Raw genomic sequence first — 21773 nt, forward strand, 5'->3', positions numbered from 1 at the left:
CATCGCATTACCAGGGCAGGGTGTAAATCAAGCCTGCGCGGGCGCAACCTCCATCTCAACCACCTCAGGACGCTTGAGCAAGGCGTACGTCACACCTGTCACCACGCTACCCGCAACAATCGCCAGCAGATACAACAGCGCATGGTTCATCGCATTCGGGATAAGCATCACGAAAAGACCACCGTGCGGTGCCATCAGCTTGCAACCGAAGTACATCGACAACGCACCGGTCAACGCCCCACCAGCGATGCTGGCCGGGATGACGCGCAACGGATCTTTCGCAGCAAACGGAATGGCGCCTTCGGAAATGAAACACAGGCCCAGGACGAACGCGGCCTTACCCGCCTCCCGCTCGCTCTGAGCGAATTTGCGGCGAGCGATGAAACTGGCGATGCCCATCCCGATCGGCGGTACCATGCCTGCCGCCATCGCAGCGGCCATCGGCGCGTAGCTCTGGGAGGCCAGCAAACCGACCGAGAACGCGTAGGACGCTTTGTTGATCGGCCCACCCAGATCGACACACATCATCGCCCCGAGCAGCACGCCCAGCAGAATGGCGTTAGTGGTGCCCATGCTGTTGAGGAACACCGTCAGGCTTTCCAGCAGCCCTGCCACCGGTTTGCCTACGGCGTAAATCATCAGCAAGCCAGTGATGAGGCTGGCCAGCAACGGGATAATCAGAATCGGTTTGAGCGCTTCAACACTGGCTGGCAAACGCACATAGCGACTGATTGCCCAAGCGCTATAACCCGCAATGAAACCTGCCGCGATCCCGCCGATGAAACCTGCGCCAAGAGTGCTCGCCAATAGACCACCAATCATGCCTGGAGCCAGCCCCGGCCGATCTGCGATGGAATAGGCGATGTAACCAGCCAGCAAAGGAACCATCAACGTAAACGCAGCATCACCCACCTGTTTGAGCACCGCAGCCAGCGTGCCCGGCTCTTTGAAAGCCTCGATGCCGAAAACAAATGACAGCGCGATCAGCAAACCGCCCGCCACCACCATCGGCAGCATGTACGACACGCCGGTGAGCAAGTGTTTGTAGACGCCGGTTTTTTCCTGCTTGGCAGGCTCCTTCGAGGTGCTGCCAGAGGATTCCACCTGAGCTTCAGCCAAGGCCTTCTTCAAGGTTGCGTCGGATTGCTTGAGGGCAATACCGGTGCCGCAACGATAGATGCGCTTACCCGCGAAGCGCTCGGTGGCGACTTCGATATCGGCTGCCAGCAATACCACGTCAGCGTCGGCAATCGCTTGAGCGCTGAGGGGATTACGTGCGCCTACCGAGCCTTGAGTTTCAACCTGAAGCTCATAACCCAGACGCTTGGCGGCTTGCTGAATTGCCTCGGCTGCCATGAACGTATGTGCAACGCCGGTCGGACACGCAGTGACTGCGACAATGCGCGGCACACTGCCGGTGCTCACGGCAGAAGGCGCTGCAGAGGCTGTCGCAACGGGAGCCTCATAGACTTTGGCCTGCTCGGCCGCACGATGCAGAAAGCCGTCCACGTCTTGCAGCGCGTGAGCGGGAGAGTCTTGAAACAGGCGCTTGCCCACGAAACGCGACAGATCGACTTCGCCGGTGTTGACCACCAGAATCCAGTCTGCGTCGGCGACTTCTTGCGCGGACAAAACCTGTGTCGGGTTGCGCGGATCAAATACTTCGACGCTGGTGCTCCAGCCCATACGCTGGGCCGCGGCATCCAGCAGCCTCGCACTGAGAACGCTGCTGACCTTGCCATTTGGGCAGGCTGTCACAATGGCTAATTTCATTACCTGGCCTCTCTTATTAAACAGCGCATCACCAAGTTGATTGGAATGCATTCTGTAGGAGCTGCCGAAGGCTGCGATCGCGATGTATCTGGCACACCTGATCGCAGCCTTCGGCAGCTCCTGCACCGGCCATGCAGTGGCCGGCTCCCTTATTTTTCCGCCAGAGTGCGCACGTTCACGCCGCCTTCAAGCTTTTTAAGCTGTGCGTTATCGGTAATACCAAACCCGATCTGGGTCACCGCCATGGCCGCAATGGCCGTGGCAGTGCGCAAGGTTTGCTGAGCCGGATGACCGCTGAGCAACCCGTGCACCATGCCCGCCAGCAGCGAGTCTCCGGCACCCACCGTGCTCGCCACGGTGACTTTCGGCGGCAGCGACTGCAGCGCAGTCTCAGCGCTGAACCAATGCACGCCTTCAGAACCCTGCGAGATCACCACATGTTCAATGCCACGGGCGCGCAGGCTGGCGGCAGCTTCGGCCTGAGCAGCGATGGAAATGATCGGCGCATCCAACGCATCGGCCAGCTCTTCAGTATTGGGCTTGATCAGCCACGGACCCGCCGCAAGACCCGCACGCAAAGCCAGGCCACTGCTGTCCAGCGCAACTTTCAGACCTAGATCTTTCAGGCGTACCAGCAACTTGTGCAGCCATTCCGGGCTGACACCACGCGGCAAGCTGCCTGCAACCACGACCGCGTCGAACTGCGTCGCGATCTGTTCGACACGGGCATACAACGCTTGCTGCGCATCCTCGCTGACCATCGGGCCGGGGCCATTCAGGTCGGTGATACGCCCGCTCTGCTCGGCCAGCTTGATGTTGCTGCGGGTTTCACCCGGCACGCGAACGAACTCATCGACAAAGCCGCGACGCGTAAACAGCGCCTCGAACGGTTGCTGGTTGTCGACGCCGAGAAAGCCAGCGACGGTCACTTGATGCCCCAGATCAGCCAGCACCTGGGCAACGTTCAAACCTTTACCCGCCGCATGGCTGAGCATGGCTTCGCTGCGGTTGACTTGTCCGAGCTGCAACGGTCCCAACTGCACAGTCAGGTCCAGTGCGGGGTTCATGGTCAGGGTCAGTATCTTGGCCATTACAAAGCCTCCACGAGAGCGCGAACTTCGGCGGCACTGCCCACCGTCAGCGCGTTTTGCGCCAGTTGCTTAGCGGTTCTCAAATTCAGTTCACGTACACAGGCTTTGACCTCGCCAATGCTGCGCGCCGAAACACTCAACTCATCGACGCCCAGCCCCACCAGCACCGGAACCGCCAACGGATCAGCCGCCAGCTCACCGCAGATGCCGACCCACTTGCCGTTGGCATGGGCCGCACGCACGGTCATGTCGATCAATTGCAAGACCGCTGGATGCAAACCGTCAGCCTGAGCCGACAAGGTCGGGTGGCCACGATCGATGGCCAGGGTGTATTGGGTCAGGTCGTTGGTGCCGACGCTGAAAAAATCCACTTCCTTGGCGAGCACGGGTGCAAGCAAGGCGGCTGACGGGACTTCGATCATGATGCCGATCTGCAAGTCCGCCACCGGGATCTCTTCGCGCAGTCGCAAGGTCATGTCCCGTGCCTGACGCCATTCCTCAACGGTGCCGACCATCGGGAACATGATGCGCAGAGGGCGGTTGTCAGCAGCACGCAGCAAAGCGCGCAACTGGCTTTCCATGACTTGCGGTCGTTGCAGGGTCAGGCGAATGCCGCGCACACCGAGAAACGGGTTTTCTTCCTTGTCGATTGGCCAGTAAGGCAGCGGTTTGTCGCCACCTACGTCCAGCGTACGAACCACCAACGGGCGACCTTGCAGGTCATCCAGCACGCGGCGGTATTCCGCTTCCTGAGTTGCCTCATCCGGCGCCTGTGAGTGGGCCATGAACAGCAACTCGGTACGCAACAGGCCGATGCCTTCCGCGCCCTGCTCTACCGCAGCCGGTGTACCGGCGCTGTCGCCAATGTTGGCGAAGACTTCAACCGCATGACCATCGAGGGTCAGCGCGGGCTCCATACGTTTCGCGGCGGCGGCTTGCAGGCGTCGTTCGCGGTTATCGCGATCCTCTGCAGCGCGCTGCAACGTCTCGGTATCCGGGGCAACCGTCAGGCGACCTTTCTGGCCGTCGAGCAACAGCATCGTGCCCGGTTTGAGCAACAGCACGCCATCACCGGCGCCAACCAGCGCGGGAATGCCCAGTGCGCGCGCAACAATTGCGCTGTGCGCCGTCGCGCCGCCACGCGCGGTCAGAATGCCGGCAACCTGCACAGGATCGAGCCGCGCCACATCGGACGGACCCACTTCATCCATCACCAGAATGTAGGGTTCGTCCGGCGCGACCAGGGTTTCGATGCCGCAAATCTGCGCCAGAACCCGACGGCCGACGTCACGCAAATCCGCTGCGCGTTCCGCCAGAAGCGCATCCTTCAACTGCTCCTGCTGGCGCGCGGCGCTGTCGATCACGTTGTTCCAGGCCGCTGCGGCGCTTTCGCCCTGCCTCAGGCGCAAGATAACTTCGTTGGTCAGCTCAGGGTCGTCGAGCATTTCGACGTGCGTGATGAAAATCTCGCGGATTGCCTTGGCCTTGCTGCGCTGGATCAGGCCTTGAATATCCTGACGCACCTCCGCCAGCGCTTTTTCCAGACGCTCGCGCTCGATCGCGGCAGATTCGCCCTGCAGCGGGTAATCAAAGGCTTGCAGCACTTGAATATGCGCAGGACCGATGGCGATACCCGGCGACGCCGGAACCGCAGTTATTTGAGCGCCATCCAGTGGAGCCGCTGTCTCTTTGGCGACGACCGCAGCAACCGGTGTCGGCGATGACGCTGTTGGTAGCGGCTCGACTTCCTCACCCAGCCCTTGCTCGACGGCAGCCAACAGAGCAGGCAACGCATCGGCGGCCACGCTCGGCTCGGCGATGAACTCCAGCACCTGACCACGACGCGCACCCAGACTCAACAGCTTGCTCAAACTCTTGGCGGATACAGCGCTCTCGCCAGTGTCCAGCACGCGAACGCGAACATCGCCGTCAAACTCTTTGGCCAGTTGCGCAAGGATTTTCGCCGGACGAGCATGCAAGCCATGTGCGTTGGCCAGCGTCACGTGCTGGGTCGGCCACTCGGCAGGCACTTCGCCGCCCAGGGCTTCGAGTACCGCACGATTACTGGTGGCGTGGCCCAGCTCATGACCGCGGCCTTCAATCAGCAGAGAGCACAAACGCTCAAGCAACGTCTGGTGTGCTTCGCCCAGACTGGCGAGGCAGAACAACCCGGTGAGCGGTTGACCGAGGTAACGGATCGGTTTGTCCGGTGTAACGAACGCCAGGCCTGGACGCTTGACGGTTTGCTCGCTGTGCAACCACCACAGGCCATCACCCAGAGACAGGGCTTCGACCTGCTGGAGCACGGCAGCGAAGCCGTTATTGACGCAGTCGGCTTTACGCAACAAACGTGCACCGCGCCAGACCAGTTCTTCGAAATCGTCGGCAGAAACCCCAAGGCTGATCAACTGGCTATCAAGGGCCAGCTCTTGCGGTGCGCCTTGCAGCAGTTTGAGCAGGGCGTCAGGGCTGTCAGCTTTGCGCAGCTCTTGACCCAGATCAGTTTCGCCCAAGGCTCGCGTAAGCAGTTGCAGCAGGCGCAAATGCTCGTCGGACTTGGCCGCGATACCAATGGCCAGATACACCATGTGGCCGTCGCCCCAATCAACGCCTTCCGGGAACTGCAGCAGGCGTACGCCGGTGGCGAATACCTGGTCGCGGGTCTCTGGTGTGCCATGGGGGATTGCGATGCCTTGACCGAGAAAGGTCGAGCCTTGCTTTTCGCGGTTCTGTAAACCGGTCAGGTAGCCTTCGGCGACAAGGCCATCGGCGACCAGAAAATCAGCAAGCAGTTGCAAAGCGGCGGACTTATCCACAGCCGTCTGGGCCATGGATATTTGCTCAACGGTGAGCTCGAGCATGCCTGTCTCCTGTACAGCGCGGGCAAGCGCCTGATTCTTGTTTTAAGAACGATCATGAACTGATCGACAGCTTAGGTGATGGAACAGATAAACGATCAGAGGTATCCCTAAGACAGCAGCAACAAATATAGTTGCTGAAACGTTTAATCTAATTGAGCGGCACGTTACTCGATTATCTCCATCGGTTGAAGTGCACCCGGTCCAATGTTGCCCGGCAAAGCGTAAATAAACCTGAGAACATTGAGGTGGACCATGGTCTGCTGTGCAGATCAGCCACTTTCGGTGAAAATCTTCTCTGATGAGGCATCCATAACAAAAGGAATCACGAGTGAAACTCAGTGATATTGCACGTCTGGCGGGAGTGTCCGTCACCACGGCCAGTTACGTGATCAACGGAAAGGCCGAACAGCAGCGCATCAGCAACGCCACTGTCGAGCGCGTTCAGGCTGTGGTTGAAGAACACGGCTTTCGCCCAAACCCTCAGGCCGCAGGCTTGCGCAGCCGTCATACCCGAACCCTTGGATTTATCCTGCCTGACCTGGAAAACCCCAGTTATGCGCGGATCGCCAAGTTGCTGGAACAAGGTGCACGCGCGCACGGCTATCAGCTGCTGATCGCCAGCTCCGACGATGATCCCATCAGTGAGCTGCAACTGTTACAGCTGTTCCGGGCCCGGCGCTGCGATGCGCTGTTTGTTGCAAGCTGCCTGCCAGCCAGCGACGACAGCTATCGCGAGCTGCAGGATAAAGGCTTGCCGGTTATCGCTATCGACCGGGAAATGGACCCCAAACACTTCTGCTCAGTCGTCAGTGACGACCATGACGCCAGCCTGCAACTGACCCGCAGCCTGCTACAAACCCACCCCAAGCACATCGCGCTGATTGGCGCCCGACCGGAGCTGAGCATCAGCCGGGCTCGGGCCAGCGGTTTCGAGGATGCGCTGGCTGGCTTTGAAGGCGCGGTGATCATCGAGCACGGCGAGGCGTTCAGCAGGCAGTGCGGCCAACAGTTGATGCAGGGCATTTTTGACCGTCTTGGATATTTTCCGGACGCGTTGGTCACCACCTCTTACGTGCTGTTGCAGGGCGTTTTCGATGTACTGCAACGTCGCGCGGTGAATCCGGACCAGTTCCACCTGGGCACCTTTGGTGACACGCAGTTGCTGGACTTCCTGCCGCTGCCGGTCAACGCCATGGCGCAGCAACATCAATTGATCGCCAGCGCTGCGCTGGATCTTGCGTTGGCCGCGATTGAAAAAAACCAGTACGAGCCGGGCGTACACGCCATCGTACGGACCTTCAAACAGCGCATTCACGAGGATTGAAGGTGAGGCTCATCGACACCCACACTCATCTGGACTTCGATGATTTCGACGCCGATCGCGCAGCGGTTCTCGACCACTGCCGAACCCTGAGCGTCGAACGCATGGTGGTGTTGGGTGTGTATGAGCGCAATTGGCAGCGCGTCTGGGACCTGACGTTGGAGAGCCCGTCACTGCACGCCGCGTTCGGTCTGCATCCGGTGTATATCGACGAGCATCAGCCGGAACACCTCGATCAACTGGCCGACTGGTTGACTCGCCTGCAAGGCCATCCGCAATTATGCGCAGTGGGAGAAATCGGTCTGGATTACTACGTTGAAAGCCTCGATCGTCAGCATCAGCAGGATGTGTTCGAGGCGCAACTTCAACTCGCGGCGGATTTTGATTTGCCCGCGCTGCTGCATGTACGCCGCAGCCATGCGGATGTGATCGCCACGCTCAAGCGCTTCAAACTCAAGCGCAGCGGCATCATCCATGCGTTTGCCGGAAGTCGAGAAGAAGCGCGGGAGTACATCAAGCTGGGTTTCAAACTCGGCCTTGGCGGTGCCGCGACCTGGCCACAAGCGCTGCGCATGCACCGGGTGATCGCTGAGCTGCCGCTGGAGAGCGTTGTGCTGGAAACCGACTCGCCCGACATGGCCCCGGCCATGTATCCCGGCCAACGCAACAGCCCGGAGCATTTGCCGGATATTTGTAAGGCGCTGGCTGGGTTGATGAATGTTGCGCCTGAGCGGTTGGCTGAGGTGAGTACACGGAATGCGTGTGAGTTGTTTGGGTGGAACGAACAGCAAAGTCACTGAATTGGAAAGCGTCTCTGTAGGAGCTGCCGCAGGCTGCGAAGCAAACCATCGGACACGCCCTATTCGCAGCCTGCGGCAGCTCCTACAGATCGATAGCGTTGAAAGCTCAAACCAGCAACGTCCACAACGCAAACCCGGCGTACCAAACAATCGCGGCGCGGATTAGCAATTCCCACAGCACATCGAGACTGTTTACGCCTTCGGCCCCCACCACCGGCGCAGGTACCTCGCCTGCCACGCAGCCGACTTTCGCAATGAGTTGCGCGGCGCTGATGTCCCAGTTGAGCAGTTCATGCAGCATGACTCGACTGACCGCGACGAAGTTACCCACCAGGGCGAAGCTCGCCGCCAGCAGACGAACCGGAATCCAGTCGAAAGCGTGGCGCAATTGGGCGGCATTTTCCGCCACTCCGGGCGTCTTGGCATGCTCGGCAGCCAGTGCCAGCAAACGGTAAGCCAGTGCGGCGACCGGCCCCAGCAGGAAGTACCAGAAAATCACCGCAAAGAAACTTTGATAGGCCTGCCACAACAAATGGCCCTGCACGCCTTTGAGCAACTCTTCGCTGTTGTCCGCCAGTACACCCATGTCGCGTTCAGCAACGTGCACCGCTGCCTGCGCATCACCGCGACGGCACGCATCGCGGAACGGCCCGAGCGCAGCGATCAGATCGCCCCGGCCCAGGCTGTAGATCAAGACCAGCAAGTGCACCGGCAGTGCCAGCCAGCCGTTGGCGACCGAACCCAGCACCACCAGAATCAATGCCAACAGCAATACTGGCAGCAGGACGCTCAGCCCGAGAATCAGCCAGGGATGTGAAGCCATACGCGGACTGGCTTCAAGCCTGGCCAGTTCGGCTCGCCACATACCGTCACGCTGGACTCGCTCACGCAGGGCAGAAAACTTCTCGATCAACACTGCCAGCAGTAACACCAGAAAACTCATTTACCTGTCCCTCACTTCAAGCCTGCAAGGCCGCTTTGAAACGCAACCAGTCAAAAAATGGGCCCGGATCAGTCTTTCGCCCTGGCGCAATGTCGCTGTGGCCACAGATCCGTGCACTGCTGATCGCCGGATACGCAGACTGTAACTGGCGAGTCAGATCTATCAAGGCCGAGTATTGCGCGTCGGTGAACGGCTGCTCATCAGTGCCTTCAAGCTCGATACCAATGGAGAAGTCATTGCACGTTTCCCGCCCTTCAAAATTCGACACGCCTGCATGCCACGCCCGATCAAGACAGGAAACGAACTGAGTCACCTCCCCGTCCCGCTCAATCAGAAAATGCGCCGACACGCGTAGATCTGCAATCCCTTCAAAATACGGATGCTCGGTGACATCCAGTTGGTTCTGAAAAAAAGCCTGCACCTTGCCGGTTTTGAACTGGGCAGGCGGCAGGCTGATGTTGTGAATCACCAACAATGAGACTTCACCCGCAGGGCGTGCATTGAAGTTGGGCGATGGGCAGTGATGGATGCCGTGGCACCAGCCGCTTGCACAATCGAGCTGCATGAAGGTTCCTTGCGCGGATAAATCGACAGAGGGCAAGTATGCCCGCTATGAGAAAAATAGGGAGGGTGTAAATGGATGAGGATTGGGTAGGAAGGGTCTGGTGCGGCGTTCACGTGCGGGAGCCAACTTGCTGGCGAGGCGATGTCAGACATGAGGCCTCGCCGACAAGTTGGCTCCTACAGGTTTGTGCGGTGCAACCTTATGCGCCCTTGAGCTTGCGCAGGTTACCCAGCACTGACTCCAGTGCGCGATCAAACAGCAGCGCGTCGTCGAGCATGCGGATGGTGCCGCGACGGAATTCCATTGCCAGCCCCATACGGGTCTTTTCCAGAACCTTCATGCCGGTGCGGTTGACGAAGACATAACGCCCGCTCGGCTCAACGATGGCAGCCAGCTTGCAACGCAGCTTGTGCTCTTCGTCCTCCTGAATTTCCACCCAGCCGCCCAAACGCAGTTTATCGACCTGCGCCAGACCTGCGTCGTCTTCGGGCAAGCGTGGTGCAGGCTCGTTGAACGGTTGATCGCCAGCCGCGATCAAGACGATTTCCTCGACCACCTGAATCATCGCCGGGCCGTGCGCATCCTCGGCTTCAGCGGAATCCGGCACGCCAGGGGCTGATTCATCCTGCTGGCGCGAGAAATGCTGAAACGCTTGCACATGCAACGCTTCCAGCTGGCTAAAGAATTCGCTGGTGGCAAACGGATCGAACGCGGCGCTGGTCAGGCCTTCACGCAACGCCTTGAGCAAGCCAGGCACCAGATCCAGCAAACGCTGCCTGGCTTCCGGCTCTTCATGCAGCTCGACGCTCCAGATCAGATCGTCCATCGCGGCCAGGCCGGCCTGCCACTCAACAGAGTCGTCACCATGCTTGAGGCAGGTCAGCAGCAACACCTTGCTCCAGGCCTCTTGCAGCAAACGCACGACCACCTCAGGCAGGATTTTGCCCAGCAGACGTTGATTCAATTCCTGCTGCACCCGCTGACGGGCCAACTCGGCACGCGCCCGACCTTCTTCGGCATCACGGGTGCGCTGCTCAAGCAACTCACTACGACGACGCTCATCGCTGGTAAAGGCGAGGAAATCCACCAATAGCTCGGAGAAGATTGCCGGGTCGTCTACAAAGTCGTTCAGCAGACGCTGCACAATCTGCTCAACGCGGACATAGAGCGAGTCGCGTTGATAGTCATCACGCCCGCCCCAACCCAGCGCCGCCGAGGCAATTTCGTTAAGCAGTCGCCGCGCAGGGTGGCTGCCACGACTGAAAAAGCTCTTGTCGATCACGGCGATTTTGAGCATCGGGATTTGCAACCGACCAATCAGCGCACGCAGCGACGATGGCAGGTTGCGGTCATCCAGGATGAACTCGAAAAGCATCGCAATCAGATTGATGACATCTTCATCACCGACACCCACCACCCGGACTTTGCCGCTCTTCATGCTGACGCGAGTGAGCAGTTGTTCGAGCTGATTGCGCAGGTCGAAATCGTCGGGCAGATCCGAAGAAGGGACGTACTGCTGCATATGTGACAGCAGACGCAGCAAGTCATGGCTAGAGATAGGCCGTGATTCGGCGTTTGGCTCGTGACGCGGCGCAAGGTTGCCGCGCACCTGCAGCAGTAACTCCTGCAAGGCAGAAAAAACGTCCTGGACACCTTTGTCCAGTTTGTCTGCCGTCTGGGCCAGAGCCGGATCGGCGAATGGCTCGACGCTACGGCTTGGCCGGGCGCTGCGATCAGTAGAGCGACGCGCAGGCACGGCCTTCAGCTCAGGCAGCACGCCGGTGGCTATCAGCAGTTGGTTGGCTTCGCCGTACAAGTCATCAGCGTCGGCCAGCACATACTTTTCAAACAGCTTGAGCAAGATCAGTTTGACCTTGATGCCCACGCCGAGACTGCGCCCGGCCTGCAAGAAATAATCACACAACATCGCCGGCCCCATCGGGTTGGCTTCGTTGCTCAAGGGCTGGGTAACCAGCTGGTTCAGGCGTGTGGTCAATTGGGCCAGCGCAGTGCCGTCACGGCTAAGGACCTTGGTGACCATCGCATCGACAGCCACGGTCTTTTCCAGATCGTCGTTATGCACCAGCGAAAGCTTGTCGAACGACACCGGCGCGGCGATGACCGGCTCGGTAACCTGATATTGGCCAAGGCGTAAAAAGGCGTCGTAAAACTTGTCGAGAAACGCTCGCTCGATGCTTTTACGCTTGAGGCGCAGGTCGCGCATGGCTTCAAAGAAAGTGTTTTGCTCAGAATTGTTGTGCGCGCGATCCGCCATCTCGAACAGCGTGTCATCCGCGTTATCGAACAGCTCCTGCAAAGCATCCTTGAGTTGCTGAGCAGCCTTGTCGCGAACCTGCAACAAAACGACGGGCAACCGCGCGAGGGACGAATTAGCCGTCTGGTCGGTATTTGCTTTAGTTAACGGCACAACATTCTCGTCGTTTTGCATCAAGCCACCTGCCAGAAGGCATCCTCGATCTCATCGCAAGCCGGGCATCTTCCCTTACCTGCGAGGCGATCCCCCAATTCATTTCGCCACACGTCAAAAGCGTGACGTCAATTACAAGTCGCATCATCTTTCAAAATATATCCAATTTGCCAGCGCTGCCTGCTTCTTTACATTTCGCCGCCCGCTGGCGGTTTGACGCGTGCAGGGATAGACCGCGAAAAATGCAATCCATCGCAACGGAATGTAAAAAACCGACCAACTGTCATTCGTTTGAGAACCGCAGAGGCCCGTTATAGATGGGGTGCCGTGAGTTCCGTGGGCAACTTGCCTTATACTCGGCCCACCTGAAATGGAGTCCGCTATGCCGAATCTACAACTCGCCACCCTCACCGCCGAAATCGAAGCCAACGTGCGCCGTGCGTTGCTGGAAGACGTCGGCAGTGGCGATATCACTGCTCAGTTGATCCCCGCCGAACGTCTCGCCAAAGCCACGGTTATCTCCAGAGATGCCGCAGTGATTGCCGGAACGGCCTGGGTGGATGCGGTATTCCGCCAACTGGATCCGCGAGTTGCGGTGCACTGGCAGGTGGTGGATGGCGATCGGGTGCAGCCGAACCAGGCGCTGTTCCACCTGGAAGGTCCAGCGCGTTCGTTGCTGACGGGTGAGCGCAGCGCGCTTAACTTCTTGCAGATGCTCTCAGGCGTCGCGACCAAAGCGCGGCATTACGCAGACATGGTCGCCAATACCCAGGTCAAGCTGCTGGACACCCGCAAAACCCTGCCGGGCCTGCGCTTCGCGCAAAAATACGCGGTGACTTGCGGCGGCTGCCATAACCACCGCATCGGGTTGTTCGATGCCTTCCTGATCAAGGAAAACCACATCGCTGCCTGTGGTGGGATCGCCCAGGCCATTAACGCTGCGCACAAGATCGCCCCAGGCAAACCGGTGGAGATCGAGGTGGAAAGTCTCGCCGAGCTGCGCGAAGCGCTGGATGCCGGAGCCGACATCGTCATGCTCGACGAACTCAGCCTCGACGACATGCGCGAAGCCGTTCGCCTCAATGCAGGCAAAGCGAAGCTGGAAGCCAGCGGCGGGATCAACGACGACACGCTGCTGGTGATTGCCGAAACAGGTGTGGACTACATCTCGATTGGTGCGATGACCAAGGACGTGAAGGCGGTGGATTTGTCGATGCGGTTGAGTCTTTGAGGTCAATACGGAACAGACCTGTAGGAGCGCACGAGCACCGCGAGGCCGCGACAGCGTTCTGTCTGATGCACCGCTATCGCGGCCTCGCGGTGCTCGTGCGCTCCTACAGATAGAGTATTTGACCCGCGGGATCGGGGTGTCAGGGACCTGAGTCTGGATTCAGTCTGTTCATGGGCATCACGCACTAACAATGCCACCCAAACGAAAAAGCCCGATCCATCTGGATCGGGCTTTTTGGGTCTACGGTGCCGAAAACAGGAATCGAACCTGCGACCTTCGCGTTACGAGTGCGCTGCTCTATCGGACAGAGCTATTTCGGCTAGTCAGGTAAGGCTAGTGCCTGCAATACGATGAACAAGCACTAGCCGCACTGGCTAAGACATTAAGCGGTTTAGTTACGAACGTAGCCGTTGGTTACGCAGTTACCCGAGTATGTCCATACCAAAGGTGCGCCAGCAACAGGCAAAGGAGCTGTGAGTATGCACGAATCGGTAGTTGCAATGCCTTTATAGGCGTTAGGAGTTGCGGTGATAGTGCCGGCTCCAATCGCAATGTTGTTCACAGCACCCACAGTTGAAACAGGAGGCAAAGTTACACCGATTTCAGCAGCGGTATCGCAGTCAGTAAGCGCAGCGGCCTGGGACAAGCAGACGCCCATACCTGTTTTTATAGCAGCCATGGCCGTAAGCACTTCCGAGTACGCCGCCTTACGGGTGTAGTTCTGATACGACGGAATCGCCACAGCAGCCAAAATACCGACGATCGCTACTACGATCATCAACTCGATCAACGTAAAACCTTTTTGTGCTTTCATAGGTACTGCTCCGGTGCGTCAATAAGGTGTTGCTTGCCTGTGCCAAAGCATAGGTCATGCCAAACGCTCTTCAATCCTCCTTTATTGCTAATCCTTTGATTGACTGCGCAATTGCGCTTCCCTGCATGATCACTAACTGACAATTTTGGTCACCTTGCCGTGCATCATTGGCAGCGCCGCCTGACTACGCTATAAACCAGATACTGTCTGGGGTTGGTGGTGTTATGAGTGATGTTGTTCTGAGCGGTTTGGCCAAACAATTGGTAGTTGCCGAACTTCTGACTGAAAAAGCGGCGCAACAGGCTTATCAGCAAGCCCGGCGCGACAAGGTTTCGCTGATCAGTTATCTGGTGCAAAACCGCTTGGTCAGGGCGCTGGTTCTGGCCGAAATGTCCTCGGACCATTTCGGCCTGCCCTTTCTCGACCTCAATTGCCTTAATAAAGAAGAGCAGCCCAAGGGTTTGGTGAGTGAAAAACTCATCCGCCAGCATCATGCCCTGCCGCTCTGGAAACGTGCCAACAAGCTCTATATCGGCATCTCCGACCCAGCCAATCAACAGGCCATAACCGATCTGCAGTTCAGCACCGGGCTGGCTATCGAAGCGATTCTGGTGGAGGACGACAAGCTCACCGACGCCATCGAAAAATTCTTCGACGGCCACTCGGCTCTGGGCGACATGGGTGATGTCGATCTCAGCCTGGAAGTGGTGTCGGGCAGCGACACCAAGGAAACCTCTCTCGGTCAGGACGATGCCGACGACGCGCCGGTGGTGCGTTTCGTCAACAAAATGCTGATGGACGCCATTCGCCTGGGCTCCTCCGACTTGCACTTCGAGCCTTACGAAAAAACCTTCCGGGTCCGGCTACGCACCGACGGTATCCTGCATGAAGTGGCCAAACCGCCGATCCACCTCGCCAGCCGCATCGCAGCGCGTTTGAAGGTCATGGCCAGCCTGGATATTTCCGAGCGCCGCAAGCCGCAGGATGGCCGGGTCAAATTGCGCATTTCGAAAACCAAAGCCATTGATTTCCGGATGAACACCCTGCCGACGCTGTGGGGCGAAAAGATCGTGATGCGACTGCTCGACCCGACCACGGCGAAAATGGGCATCGACGCACTGGGCTATGAACCGGAGCAGAAAGCCCTGTATCTGGAGGCGCTCAAGCAGCCGCAAGGCATGATTCTGGTCACCGGCCCTACTGGTTCGGGTAAGACTGTGTCGCTGTACACCGGCTTGAACATCCTCAACACCGTGGACATCAACATTTCAACCGCTGAAGATCCGGTCGAGATCAACCTTGAAGGCGTTAACCAGGTCAACGTCAATCCGCGTCAAGGAATGGACTTCTCCCAGGCACTTCGTGCGTTCCTGCGTCAGGATCCTGACGTAATCATGGTCGGTGAGATTCGTGACCTGGAAACCGCCGAAATTGCGATCAAGGCTTCGCAGACCGGGCATATGGTGCTTTCCACCCTGCACACCAACAGCGCAGCAGAAACCCTGACCCGCCTGCATCACATGGGCGTGGCCGCCTTCAATATTGCCACGGCCATCAACCTGATCATTGCCCAGCGTCTGGCGCGCAAACTCTGCCCGCACTGCAAGAAGGAAGCAGACATACCCCGCGAAACCCTGATCAAGGAAGGCTTCCCGGAAGACAAAGTCGGCACCTTCAAAATCTACACTGCCGTAGGCTGCGATCAGTGCAACGGCGGTTACAAGGGCCGCGTCGGGATTTACGAGGTGGTCAAGAAGACCCCGGCTCTGGAGCGCATCATCATGGAAGAAGGCAACTCTCTGGATATCTCCGCTCAAATGCGCAAGGACGGCTTTAATGACCTGCGCACTTCAGGCTTGATCAAAGCCATGCAGGGCGTCACCAGCCTGGAAGAAGTCAACCGCGTGACCAAGGACTGATCATGGCCAGCAAAGCGGCGAAAGCTATCGTTTTTACTTGGGAAGGTACGGACAAGAAAGGCGCGAAGATGACCGGCGAACTGACCGGCCACAATCCGGCGCTGATCAAAGCGCAGTTGCGTAAGCAGGGCATCAACCCGACTAAAGTGCGCAAGAAACCGGTTTCGATCTTCGGCTCCGGGAAAAAAATCAAACCGCTGGATATCGCGTTTTTCTCCCGGCAAATGGCGACCATGATGAAAGCCGGAGTACCGCTGTTGCAGTCCTTCGACATCATTGCCGAGGGTTCGGAAAACCCGAACATGCGCAAGCTGATCGAGGAAATAAAAAGCGAAGTCGCCGCGGGTAACAGCTTCGCTACCGCTCTGCGGCAGAAACCGCAATACTTCGACGACTTGTACTGCAATCTGGTCGACGCTGGTGAACAGGCGGGTGCGCTGGAAGCCTTGCTGGACCGGGTAGCAACTTACAAGGAAAAGACCGAAGCGCTCAAAGCCAAGATCAAGAAAGCAATGACTTACCCGATCATGGTAATGATCATGGCGTTTGTGGTTTCCGGGATCATGCTGCTGTACGTGGTGCCGAAATTTCAGGACATCTTTGCCGGCTTTGGTGCAGAGCTGCCCGCGTTCACCCTGATGGTCATCGGCCTCTCGAAAATCGTTCAGGATTGGTGGCTCATCATCCTTGGGTTGATGTTCGCCAGTATTTTCCTGTTCCGACGCAGTTACAAAGGATCACAGAACTTCCGCGACAGCGTTGATCGCAAGTTGCTGAAGCTCCCGATTATCGGCCCGCTGCTCTTCAAGTCTTCGATCGCCCGTTTCGCTCGTACCCTGTCCACAACCTTTGCCGCTGGGGTGCCGTTGGTCGAAGCGCTGGACTCCGTAGCCGGAGCGACCGGCAACGTCGTGTTCCGCAACGCGGTGAACAAGGTCAAGCAGGATGTTTCCACCGGTATGCAGCTCAACTTCTCCATGCGCGCCACCGGTGTGTTTCCCAGCCTGGCGATTCAGATGACCGCGATTGGCGAGGAGTCAGGTGCGCTGGACGCCATGCTCGATAAAGTCGCCACTTACTACGAGGATGAAGTCGACAACATGGTCGACAACCTCACCAGCATGATGGAGCCGATGATCATGGCCATCCTCGGCGTGATCGTTGGCGGTCTGGTGATCGCTATGTACTTGCCTATCTTCAAACTCGGAAGCGTTGTCTGAATATGTCCCTTGTTGATTTCCTGGCCAGCTCACCGCTGGCCTTTGTTTTATCCGCGCTGATTCTTGGTTTGCTGGTGGGCAGCTTTCTCAATGTGCTGGTCTACCGTCTGCCGATCATGATGGAGCGCGACTGGCAGGCTCAATCCAGGGAAATGCTCAAGCTGCCCGCCGAGCCAGTAAGCGAGACCTTCAACCTGATCCTGCCCCACTCGCGCTGCCCCCATTGCGCCCATCAAATCCGCCCGTGGGAAAACCTGCCGGTGATCAGTTATCTGTTTCTGGGTGGCAAGTGTTCAAGCTGCAAGGCACCGATCAGCAAGCGCTATCCGTTAGTAGAACTGGCCTGCGGCCTGCTGTCCGGCTACGTCGCCTGGCACTTCGGTTTCGGCTGGGCTGCTGCGGCGATGCTGGTACTGAGCTGGGGCTTGCTGGCCATGAGTCTGATCGATGCCGACCACCAGTTGCTGCCTGATGACTTGGTGTTACCGCTGCTGTGGATGGGCCTGATCGTTAACTCATTCGGCGTGCTCACGACCTTGGGCGACGCTCTCTGGGGCGCGGTGGCGGGTTATCTGGTGTTGTGGTCGGTGTACTGGCTGTTCAAACTGATTACCGGCAAGGAAGGCATGGGCCATGGCGACTTCAAATTACTGGCGATGCTCGGGGCGTGGGGTGGCTGGCAGATCCTGCCGTTGACCATTCTGCTGTCATCGCTGGTGGGCGCTGTATTGGGGCTGATCATGCTGCGTTTGCGCAATGCCGAAACCAGCACGCCGATCCCCTTCGGTCCCTATCTGGCCATCGCAGGCTGGATCGCTTTGCTCTGGGGTGGTCAAATAACCGACTCCTATTTGCAATTCGCCGGATTCAGATGAACCCAACCGCTAAAAAACCCTGGATTCTCGGCCTTACTGGCGGCATTGGCAGCGGTAAAAGCGCCGCAGCGCAATGCTTCATTGATCTGGGCATCCATGTGGTCGACGCCGACCACGCGGCGCGCTGGGTGGTTGAACCTGGTCGTCCTGCGTTGGCGCTGATTGCCGAGCACTTCGGGCCAACGGTGCTGAATGCCGATGGCACGCTGAATCGCGGTGCCCTGCGCGGTTTGATTTTCGAGAATGCCGAACAGCGCCGCTGGCTTGAAGCCCTGCTGCATCCGTTGATCGCCAAGGAGATTCAGCGCGATCTTGCCAGCGCCACTTCGCCCTACGCGATTCTGGTTTCCCCACTGCTGGTTGAGTCCGGCCAGTGGAAAACCACCCAGCGCGTGCTGGTGATTGACGTACCGCAGCAGGTGCAGGTCCAACGCACCATGCTGCGTGACAGCTCCAGCCAGGAACAAGTCCAGGCGATTATCCAGGCCCAGGCCAATCGCGAAGATCGATTGAGTCGTGCCGATGATGTACTGGTCAATGACCGGGATGCTGCCTGGCTGCAAAGCGAAGTCTCGCGTCTGCATCAATTTTATTTAACTTTGCCCGGAGGCCAATCATGAGCCAACCAATGACCGTCGATTGCCCAACCTGTGGCGCCCCAGTGGAATGGAGCGCAGCCAGCCCTGCCCGGCCGTTCTGCTCCGAACGCTGCAAGCTGATCGACCTGGGCGCATGGGCGTCCGAAGAACACGCCATTCCGGTCAGCCCGGATGCCGAAGATGAAATGTTTTCCGGTGATTTGCCTGAACGCCATTAATCGCCCCTGTGGGACCGGCTTTAGCCGGGAAGAGGCCAGTGCATTCAATACATTTTTGTTGTCAGTCACGCAGCCTTCCCGGCTAAAGCCGGTCCCGCGACGGTCCCGTGCCAATATAAAGGCTCAGTCATCTGTCCCCGCTATCCTTCCAGGGCGCTGACAGATAGCGCGTGCGGTTGAATGTCTCCAGCCACTCGGGGCTGAACACCACTAACGCGCTGATGACCATGCCGTTGATGAAGGCTTCGGGAAAGATGATCAGCCACAGATAGCCCGCGAAATCCTCCAGCCAGATCGGCATCTCGAACATCCCTTCGTGCCAGAGCAAGCCCAGCGCCAACAGCAAGCACATCAACGCCGCCAGGACGGCTGCGAGAAACCCCGAACAGAATATGTAAACGAAAGGGCTTTTAGGCCGTGCCCGCTCCACCAATACCGCGCACGCTTCGGTCACCAGTACCGGCAAGCCGATAAACAGCAGGCCGTTGACGCCCAGCGCAGCCAGGTCCTGACGGCCCAGGGTAAGCAGCCCGACTTGCGCCGCCAACCCGCCGAGAATCGCCAGAGGCCAGTCCAGCAGCAACGTCACCGCGGTCATGCCGATGAAGTGATATGACACACCGGTCTCGAAGTCCCGCCTGACAAGCCACAGCAGGAACAACGCAAACACAGTGCCGAACAACAGATGCTGACGGCGGTTGTCCGTGAACAACTCCACCCACGGTGAACGCCAGACCGCCCAGGCCAACACCGGCAAGTACAACAACCACGCCAGGGTCATTGCTTGCGGTGTCAGGACCTGCGCGCCGATCATGGTTTTTCGAGTGCCTCGCGAAGTGCATCGGGACCGTTGAATTCACGACGCTCAAGCAACTTGCCATCTTTGAGTTGCAACCACTGAACGGCAGCCGCGTCGCCGCCATAACCCGGTGCGATCTGCGCCTCGCGGTCAAGGGCTACCCGATAAGAATAGGTCCTGCGCATTTTAGGCACGGCAAAAAATTTGGTGACGTACGCTGGCATTGGCTCGATGTTGGCGATGAACACAGTATGTCGGGCCTCCAGAAAACCTTTGGGCTTGTCCTTGAGCGCCTTCTCCATGATCTTGCCCGCACTCATGCTGCTGGCGACCAGAATCGTCTGGGTCTTTTGCGGGTTCATCACGTACGGCTCATCAAACTGATCCAACAGGCTCCAGGTCGGTACCGGGTCACCGATTTCCATGGCCTGAGCGGTGAATGGCAACAGGATCAACAGCAGAATGGGCCAAAGCTTCAAGGGTGCAACTCTCCTGAGAGGGATGGGAAAACCAACACCATAGCCCAAATGGGTGCGGAGTTGGCTGATCCATGTCGGGTCGCAACACCGACGAGCCCTCCCTTGGTTTGGGTCTGGAGCCTAATTAAACGCAATCTGCCGCAGAGAACGCACTTGTCAGCGCCTATGCCAACTCGATCGCGTGCACGCGCGCGCTCATCAAACAAAAGCCAAACTGCTGGATTGAAATGCATTTTCTGTAGGAGCTGCCGAAGGCTGCGAAGCATTTATCCTGACACACCGCGATCGCAGCCTTCGGTCCTACAGGTCCTATGTTTGCCGCAAGCCAGAGCACTGCTCTGACGATCGGGGCCGCTTCTACCTGTGCTGTATTCGAAATGCGTAGCAGCATCTTCCAGTTGTAGCTATTAGAACGCTAAGCTTGGCCCATGGATGACTCAGACTACCTTCGCCTGCTCACGATCCAGGCCGAACAAGCCAACGCGTTTCTTTCCAATGCGCGAAAGTGGGAGCGTGAGCGATGGGTTTGTGAGCGTTTACTGCAGGGTTTGAACATCCCGCATCGTCACGAAGACTTCACCGCTGCCGGGCAGGAACCGCCGGATGTGCTGTTTCGTGATGCCTGTTTCGAAGTATTTTTTGTCCTCGATGAAGGCCGACGCCTGAACGACGAATGGCGTGAAGAACTGGCGCGAAGGCGTGGCGCGTTTTCCCTGAGCCAACTCGTGCGCCGCGAAGCCAAGCCCAAACGTATTCCTGCCAGTGAGCTGCTACAGCGCCTGGGGCCGACGTTGCGTAAAAAAGCCAGTAACTACAACGAACGCAGCATTGATACAGGACAGCTGGACATCATTGCGTTCGCCAGCCTTAAACGCGAAGTGCTGGATTTGAACAGCCACTTCCCGCCGCCCACCGAATATCTGCGCCAGGGCTGGCGCTCGCTGTCACTGGTCGGGCCGACCTTTGCCCGAGTGCTGTATGCCCATCCCGATGCACCGGATTTTCTACGGACCAATCTGGGGCGCAGCGTAGTCTTTGATGTTGGAATCAGTTTATGAGCCCTCTGCAAGAGCTGTTGGCCGACGTACCGCAAACCGGTCGGGTGCGCTGGATCGGGGTGCGCCCTGAATCCCGTGGCGAAATGGTTGAGCTGGAGGCGGTGGAAGCTCGCCGCGAAGCAGGTCTGACCGGCGATCATGCGCGCCCCGGCCCTCGCAATGCGCGGCAGGTCACGTTGATTCAATGGGAACATCTGGCGGTGGTCAGCTCCTTGCTGAATCGCGCTGAGGATCAACCCATCGTGCCGCAGGACCTGCGCCGCAACCTGGTGATCAGCGGCATCAACCTGTTCAGCCTCAAAGGCCGTCGATTCAAAATCGGTCAGGCGATCCTCGAGACCACCGGCTGGTGCCAACCTTGTGCGCGGCTGGAGCAACGTCTTGGCCATGGGACCTTTCAGGCGGTACGTGGGCATGGCGGAATTACCGCACGAGTGATACAAAGCGGCATCATTCGTCTAGATGATTCGTTACGGGTCGAACCGCTCGAACTGATTGTCGAATAACGCAGTTGCCCTCTTTTCTGAGGCTCCTATGTCCAGTCACCTGAAACCCGAAGACCAAAAGCGTGTCGAAGAGTACCTGCAAGCCCCCCAGCATCAAGTCGAGCGCCGGCCTTTTCGGCCATGGCTGCTCCTGAGCGTGGTGGTTGCGGTGGTGATTGGCCTTGGCTTGTTGAGCCGTTTGTTGAGTTATCTGACGCTATGAGCAGCAGCAAAACAGTGCTCGCGCAGATAGACCCACTCCCCCCGAATTCCTTAAACCTTATGAGATATCCC

The 21773-nt window shown here is 58.2% G+C and carries 20 protein-coding genes and 1 tRNA gene; 11 read left to right on the plus strand and 10 right to left on the minus strand.

Annotated features, from left to right (window positions below; all coding sequences use genetic code 11):
• Window positions 1-27: 27 nt before the first annotated feature.
• The 3 genes from ABRP31_RS23080 to ptsP all read right to left on the minus strand — a co-directional run bounded on the left by ABRP31_RS23080 (window position 28) and on the right by ptsP (window position 5725).
• Complete coding sequence (locus ABRP31_RS23080) at window positions 28-1773, minus strand: PTS fructose-like transporter subunit IIB (RefSeq protein WP_087264920.1); 1746 nt, start codon at window positions 1771-1773, stop codon at window positions 28-30.
• 149 nt (window positions 1774-1922) lie between these two features.
• Complete coding sequence (gene pfkB / locus ABRP31_RS23085; RefSeq protein ID WP_087264921.1) at window positions 1923-2864, minus strand: 1-phosphofructokinase; 942 nt, start codon at window positions 2862-2864, stop codon at window positions 1923-1925.
• Complete coding sequence (gene ptsP / locus ABRP31_RS23090) at window positions 2864-5725, minus strand: phosphoenolpyruvate--protein phosphotransferase (RefSeq protein WP_349969608.1); 2862 nt, start codon at window positions 5723-5725, stop codon at window positions 2864-2866. The genes pfkB and ptsP overlap by 1 nt, the downstream gene beginning before the upstream one ends.
• 328 nt (window positions 5726-6053) lie before the next feature.
• On the opposite strand from ptsP, the gene cra reads away from it, so the two are divergent.
• Both cra and ABRP31_RS23100 read left to right on the plus strand, forming a co-directional pair.
• Window positions 6054-7049 carry a catabolite repressor/activator gene (gene cra / locus ABRP31_RS23095; RefSeq protein ID WP_087264923.1) on the plus strand — a complete coding sequence of 332 codons (996 nt, stop codon included), beginning with the start codon at window positions 6054-6056 and terminating at the stop codon, window positions 7047-7049.
• On the plus strand, window positions 7046-7846 hold the full coding sequence (locus tag ABRP31_RS23100; protein ID WP_349969607.1) for a TatD family hydrolase: 801 nt from the start codon (window positions 7046-7048) through the stop codon (window positions 7844-7846). Before cra ends, ABRP31_RS23100 begins: the two co-directional genes overlap by 4 nt.
• 106 nt (window positions 7847-7952) lie before the next feature.
• On the opposite strand, the gene ampE is transcribed toward ABRP31_RS23100, so the two are convergent.
• The 3 genes from ampE to ABRP31_RS23115 form a co-directional block, all read right to left on the minus strand.
• Window positions 7953-8789 carry a regulatory signaling modulator protein AmpE gene (gene ampE, locus ABRP31_RS23105; RefSeq protein WP_087264925.1) on the minus strand — a complete coding sequence of 279 codons (837 nt, stop codon included), beginning with the start codon at window positions 8787-8789 and terminating at the stop codon, window positions 7953-7955.
• Between the two features lie 16 nt (window positions 8790-8805).
• Window positions 8806-9354 (minus strand): 1,6-anhydro-N-acetylmuramyl-L-alanine amidase AmpD, encoded by a 549-nt coding sequence (gene ampD / locus ABRP31_RS23110; protein WP_087264926.1) that lies wholly within the window; start codon window positions 9352-9354, stop codon window positions 8806-8808.
• A gap of 199 nt (window positions 9355-9553) precedes the next feature.
• Window positions 9554-11803: a DUF1631 domain-containing protein gene (locus ABRP31_RS23115; RefSeq protein WP_349969606.1), complete on the minus strand. Its 2250-nt coding sequence runs from the start codon at window positions 11801-11803 to the stop codon at window positions 9554-9556.
• A 361-nt stretch (window positions 11804-12164) separates the two neighbouring features.
• Between ABRP31_RS23115 and nadC the strand changes: the two genes are divergently transcribed.
• On the plus strand, window positions 12165-13013 hold the full coding sequence (gene nadC, locus ABRP31_RS23120; protein ID WP_087264928.1) for a carboxylating nicotinate-nucleotide diphosphorylase: 849 nt from the start codon (window positions 12165-12167) through the stop codon (window positions 13011-13013).
• A 246-nt stretch (window positions 13014-13259) separates the two neighbouring features.
• Here the strand turns inward: nadC and ABRP31_RS23125 are convergent.
• Both ABRP31_RS23125 and ABRP31_RS23130 read right to left on the minus strand, forming a co-directional pair.
• A tRNA-Thr gene (locus tag ABRP31_RS23125) sits at window positions 13260-13333 on the minus strand.
• Between the two features lie 71 nt (window positions 13334-13404).
• Window positions 13405-13827 carry a prepilin-type N-terminal cleavage/methylation domain-containing protein gene (locus ABRP31_RS23130; RefSeq protein WP_349969605.1) on the minus strand — a complete coding sequence of 141 codons (423 nt, stop codon included), beginning with the start codon at window positions 13825-13827 and terminating at the stop codon, window positions 13405-13407.
• Between the two features lie 224 nt (window positions 13828-14051).
• On the opposite strand from ABRP31_RS23130, the gene pilB reads away from it, so the two are divergent.
• Genes pilB through yacG form a run of 5 tightly spaced genes read left to right on the plus strand, consistent with a single transcriptional unit; the run spans window position 14052 to window position 18658 of the window.
• Window positions 14052-15746: a type IV-A pilus assembly ATPase PilB gene (gene pilB, locus ABRP31_RS23135; RefSeq protein ID WP_087274562.1), complete on the plus strand. Its 1695-nt coding sequence runs from the start codon at window positions 14052-14054 to the stop codon at window positions 15744-15746.
• 2 nt (window positions 15747-15748) lie between these two features.
• Window positions 15749-16966 (plus strand): type II secretion system F family protein, encoded by a 1218-nt coding sequence (locus tag ABRP31_RS23140; RefSeq protein ID WP_087274561.1) that lies wholly within the window; start codon window positions 15749-15751, stop codon window positions 16964-16966.
• Window positions 16967-16968: 2 nt separating this feature from the next.
• Window positions 16969-17841, plus strand: a complete 873-nt coding sequence (locus tag ABRP31_RS23145) for an A24 family peptidase (RefSeq protein ID WP_349969604.1) — start codon at window positions 16969-16971, stop codon at window positions 17839-17841.
• Window positions 17838-18461, plus strand: coding sequence for a dephospho-CoA kinase (gene coaE, locus ABRP31_RS23150; RefSeq protein ID WP_349969603.1), 624 nt, complete (start codon window positions 17838-17840; stop codon window positions 18459-18461). Before ABRP31_RS23145 ends, coaE begins: the two co-directional genes overlap by 4 nt.
• Window positions 18458-18658 (plus strand): DNA gyrase inhibitor YacG, encoded by a 201-nt coding sequence (gene yacG / locus ABRP31_RS23155; protein WP_087274556.1) that lies wholly within the window; start codon window positions 18458-18460, stop codon window positions 18656-18658. The genes coaE and yacG overlap by 4 nt, the downstream gene beginning before the upstream one ends.
• A gap of 127 nt (window positions 18659-18785) precedes the next feature.
• Here the strand turns inward: yacG and ABRP31_RS23160 are convergent, their stop codons facing one another.
• The gene (locus ABRP31_RS23160) at window positions 18786-19472 is read right to left on the minus strand and encodes an energy-coupling factor ABC transporter permease (protein WP_349969602.1); all 687 of its coding nucleotides are present in this window, start codon (window positions 19470-19472) and stop codon (window positions 18786-18788) included.
• On the minus strand, window positions 19469-19936 hold the full coding sequence (locus tag ABRP31_RS23165) for a hypothetical protein (protein WP_349969601.1): 468 nt from the start codon (window positions 19934-19936) through the stop codon (window positions 19469-19471). The genes ABRP31_RS23160 and ABRP31_RS23165 overlap by 4 nt, the downstream gene beginning before the upstream one ends.
• 428 nt (window positions 19937-20364) lie before the next feature.
• Here ABRP31_RS23165 and ABRP31_RS23170 point away from each other — a divergent pair, with 428 nt between their 5' ends.
• Genes ABRP31_RS23170 through ABRP31_RS23180 form a run of 3 tightly spaced genes read left to right on the plus strand, consistent with a single transcriptional unit; the run spans window position 20365 to window position 21702 of the window.
• Entirely contained in the window at window positions 20365-20994 is a 630-nt protein-coding gene (locus ABRP31_RS23170) for a DUF1780 domain-containing protein (protein ID WP_349969599.1), read from the plus strand.
• Window positions 20991-21500, plus strand: a complete 510-nt coding sequence (locus tag ABRP31_RS23175) for an MOSC domain-containing protein (protein WP_349969598.1) — start codon at window positions 20991-20993, stop codon at window positions 21498-21500. Before ABRP31_RS23170 ends, ABRP31_RS23175 begins: the two co-directional genes overlap by 4 nt.
• A 28-nt stretch (window positions 21501-21528) precedes the next feature.
• A complete protein-coding gene (locus ABRP31_RS23180) occupies window positions 21529-21702 on the plus strand; it encodes a DUF3094 family protein (RefSeq protein WP_087274545.1) in 174 nt (57 codons plus the stop codon).
• The last annotated feature ends 71 nt before the right edge of the window (window positions 21703-21773 follow it).

Origin of the sequence: Pseudomonas caspiana (genome assembly GCF_040224095.2) — a bacterium.
GTDB classification, from domain to species: domain Bacteria; phylum Pseudomonadota; class Gammaproteobacteria; order Pseudomonadales; family Pseudomonadaceae; genus Aquipseudomonas; species Aquipseudomonas caspiana.

Bases quoted from the DNA above. Each gene is read 5' to 3' on its own strand.
- ABRP31_RS23175 (WP_349969598.1), top strand. From the start codon at position 20,991: ATGAGCCCTCTGCAAGAGCTGTTGGCCGACGTACCGCAAACCGGTCGG.
- nadC (WP_087264928.1), top strand. From the start codon at position 12,165: ATGCCGAATCTACAACTCGCCACCCTCACCGCCGAAATCGAAGCCAAC.
- ABRP31_RS23080 (WP_087264920.1), bottom strand. From the start codon at position 1,773: ATGAAATTAGCCATTGTGACAGCCTGCCCAAATGGCAAGGTCAGCAGC.
- pilB (WP_087274562.1), top strand. From the start codon at position 14,052: ATGAGTGATGTTGTTCTGAGCGGTTTGGCCAAACAATTGGTAGTTGCC.
- ampD (WP_087264926.1), bottom strand. From the start codon at position 9,354: ATGCAGCTCGATTGTGCAAGCGGCTGGTGCCACGGCATCCATCACTGC.
- ABRP31_RS23115 (WP_349969606.1), bottom strand. From the start codon at position 11,803: ATGCAAAACGACGAGAATGTTGTGCCGTTAACTAAAGCAAATACCGAC.
- ABRP31_RS23180 (WP_087274545.1), top strand. From the start codon at position 21,529: ATGTCCAGTCACCTGAAACCCGAAGACCAAAAGCGTGTCGAAGAGTAC.
- ampE (WP_087264925.1), bottom strand. From the start codon at position 8,789: ATGAGTTTTCTGGTGTTACTGCTGGCAGTGTTGATCGAGAAGTTTTCT.
- pfkB (WP_087264921.1), bottom strand. From the start codon at position 2,864: ATGGCCAAGATACTGACCCTGACCATGAACCCCGCACTGGACCTGACT.
- ABRP31_RS23170 (WP_349969599.1), top strand. From the start codon at position 20,365: ATGGATGACTCAGACTACCTTCGCCTGCTCACGATCCAGGCCGAACAA.
- ptsP (WP_349969608.1), bottom strand. From the start codon at position 5,725: ATGCTCGAGCTCACCGTTGAGCAAATATCCATGGCCCAGACGGCTGTG.
- ABRP31_RS23145 (WP_349969604.1), top strand. From the start codon at position 16,969: ATGTCCCTTGTTGATTTCCTGGCCAGCTCACCGCTGGCCTTTGTTTTA.
- ABRP31_RS23140 (WP_087274561.1), top strand. From the start codon at position 15,749: ATGGCCAGCAAAGCGGCGAAAGCTATCGTTTTTACTTGGGAAGGTACG.
- ABRP31_RS23160 (WP_349969602.1), bottom strand. From the start codon at position 19,472: ATGATCGGCGCGCAGGTCCTGACACCGCAAGCAATGACCCTGGCGTGG.
- ABRP31_RS23130 (WP_349969605.1), bottom strand. From the start codon at position 13,827: ATGAAAGCACAAAAAGGTTTTACGTTGATCGAGTTGATGATCGTAGTA.
- yacG (WP_087274556.1), top strand. From the start codon at position 18,458: ATGAGCCAACCAATGACCGTCGATTGCCCAACCTGTGGCGCCCCAGTG.
- coaE (WP_349969603.1), top strand. From the start codon at position 17,838: ATGAACCCAACCGCTAAAAAACCCTGGATTCTCGGCCTTACTGGCGGC.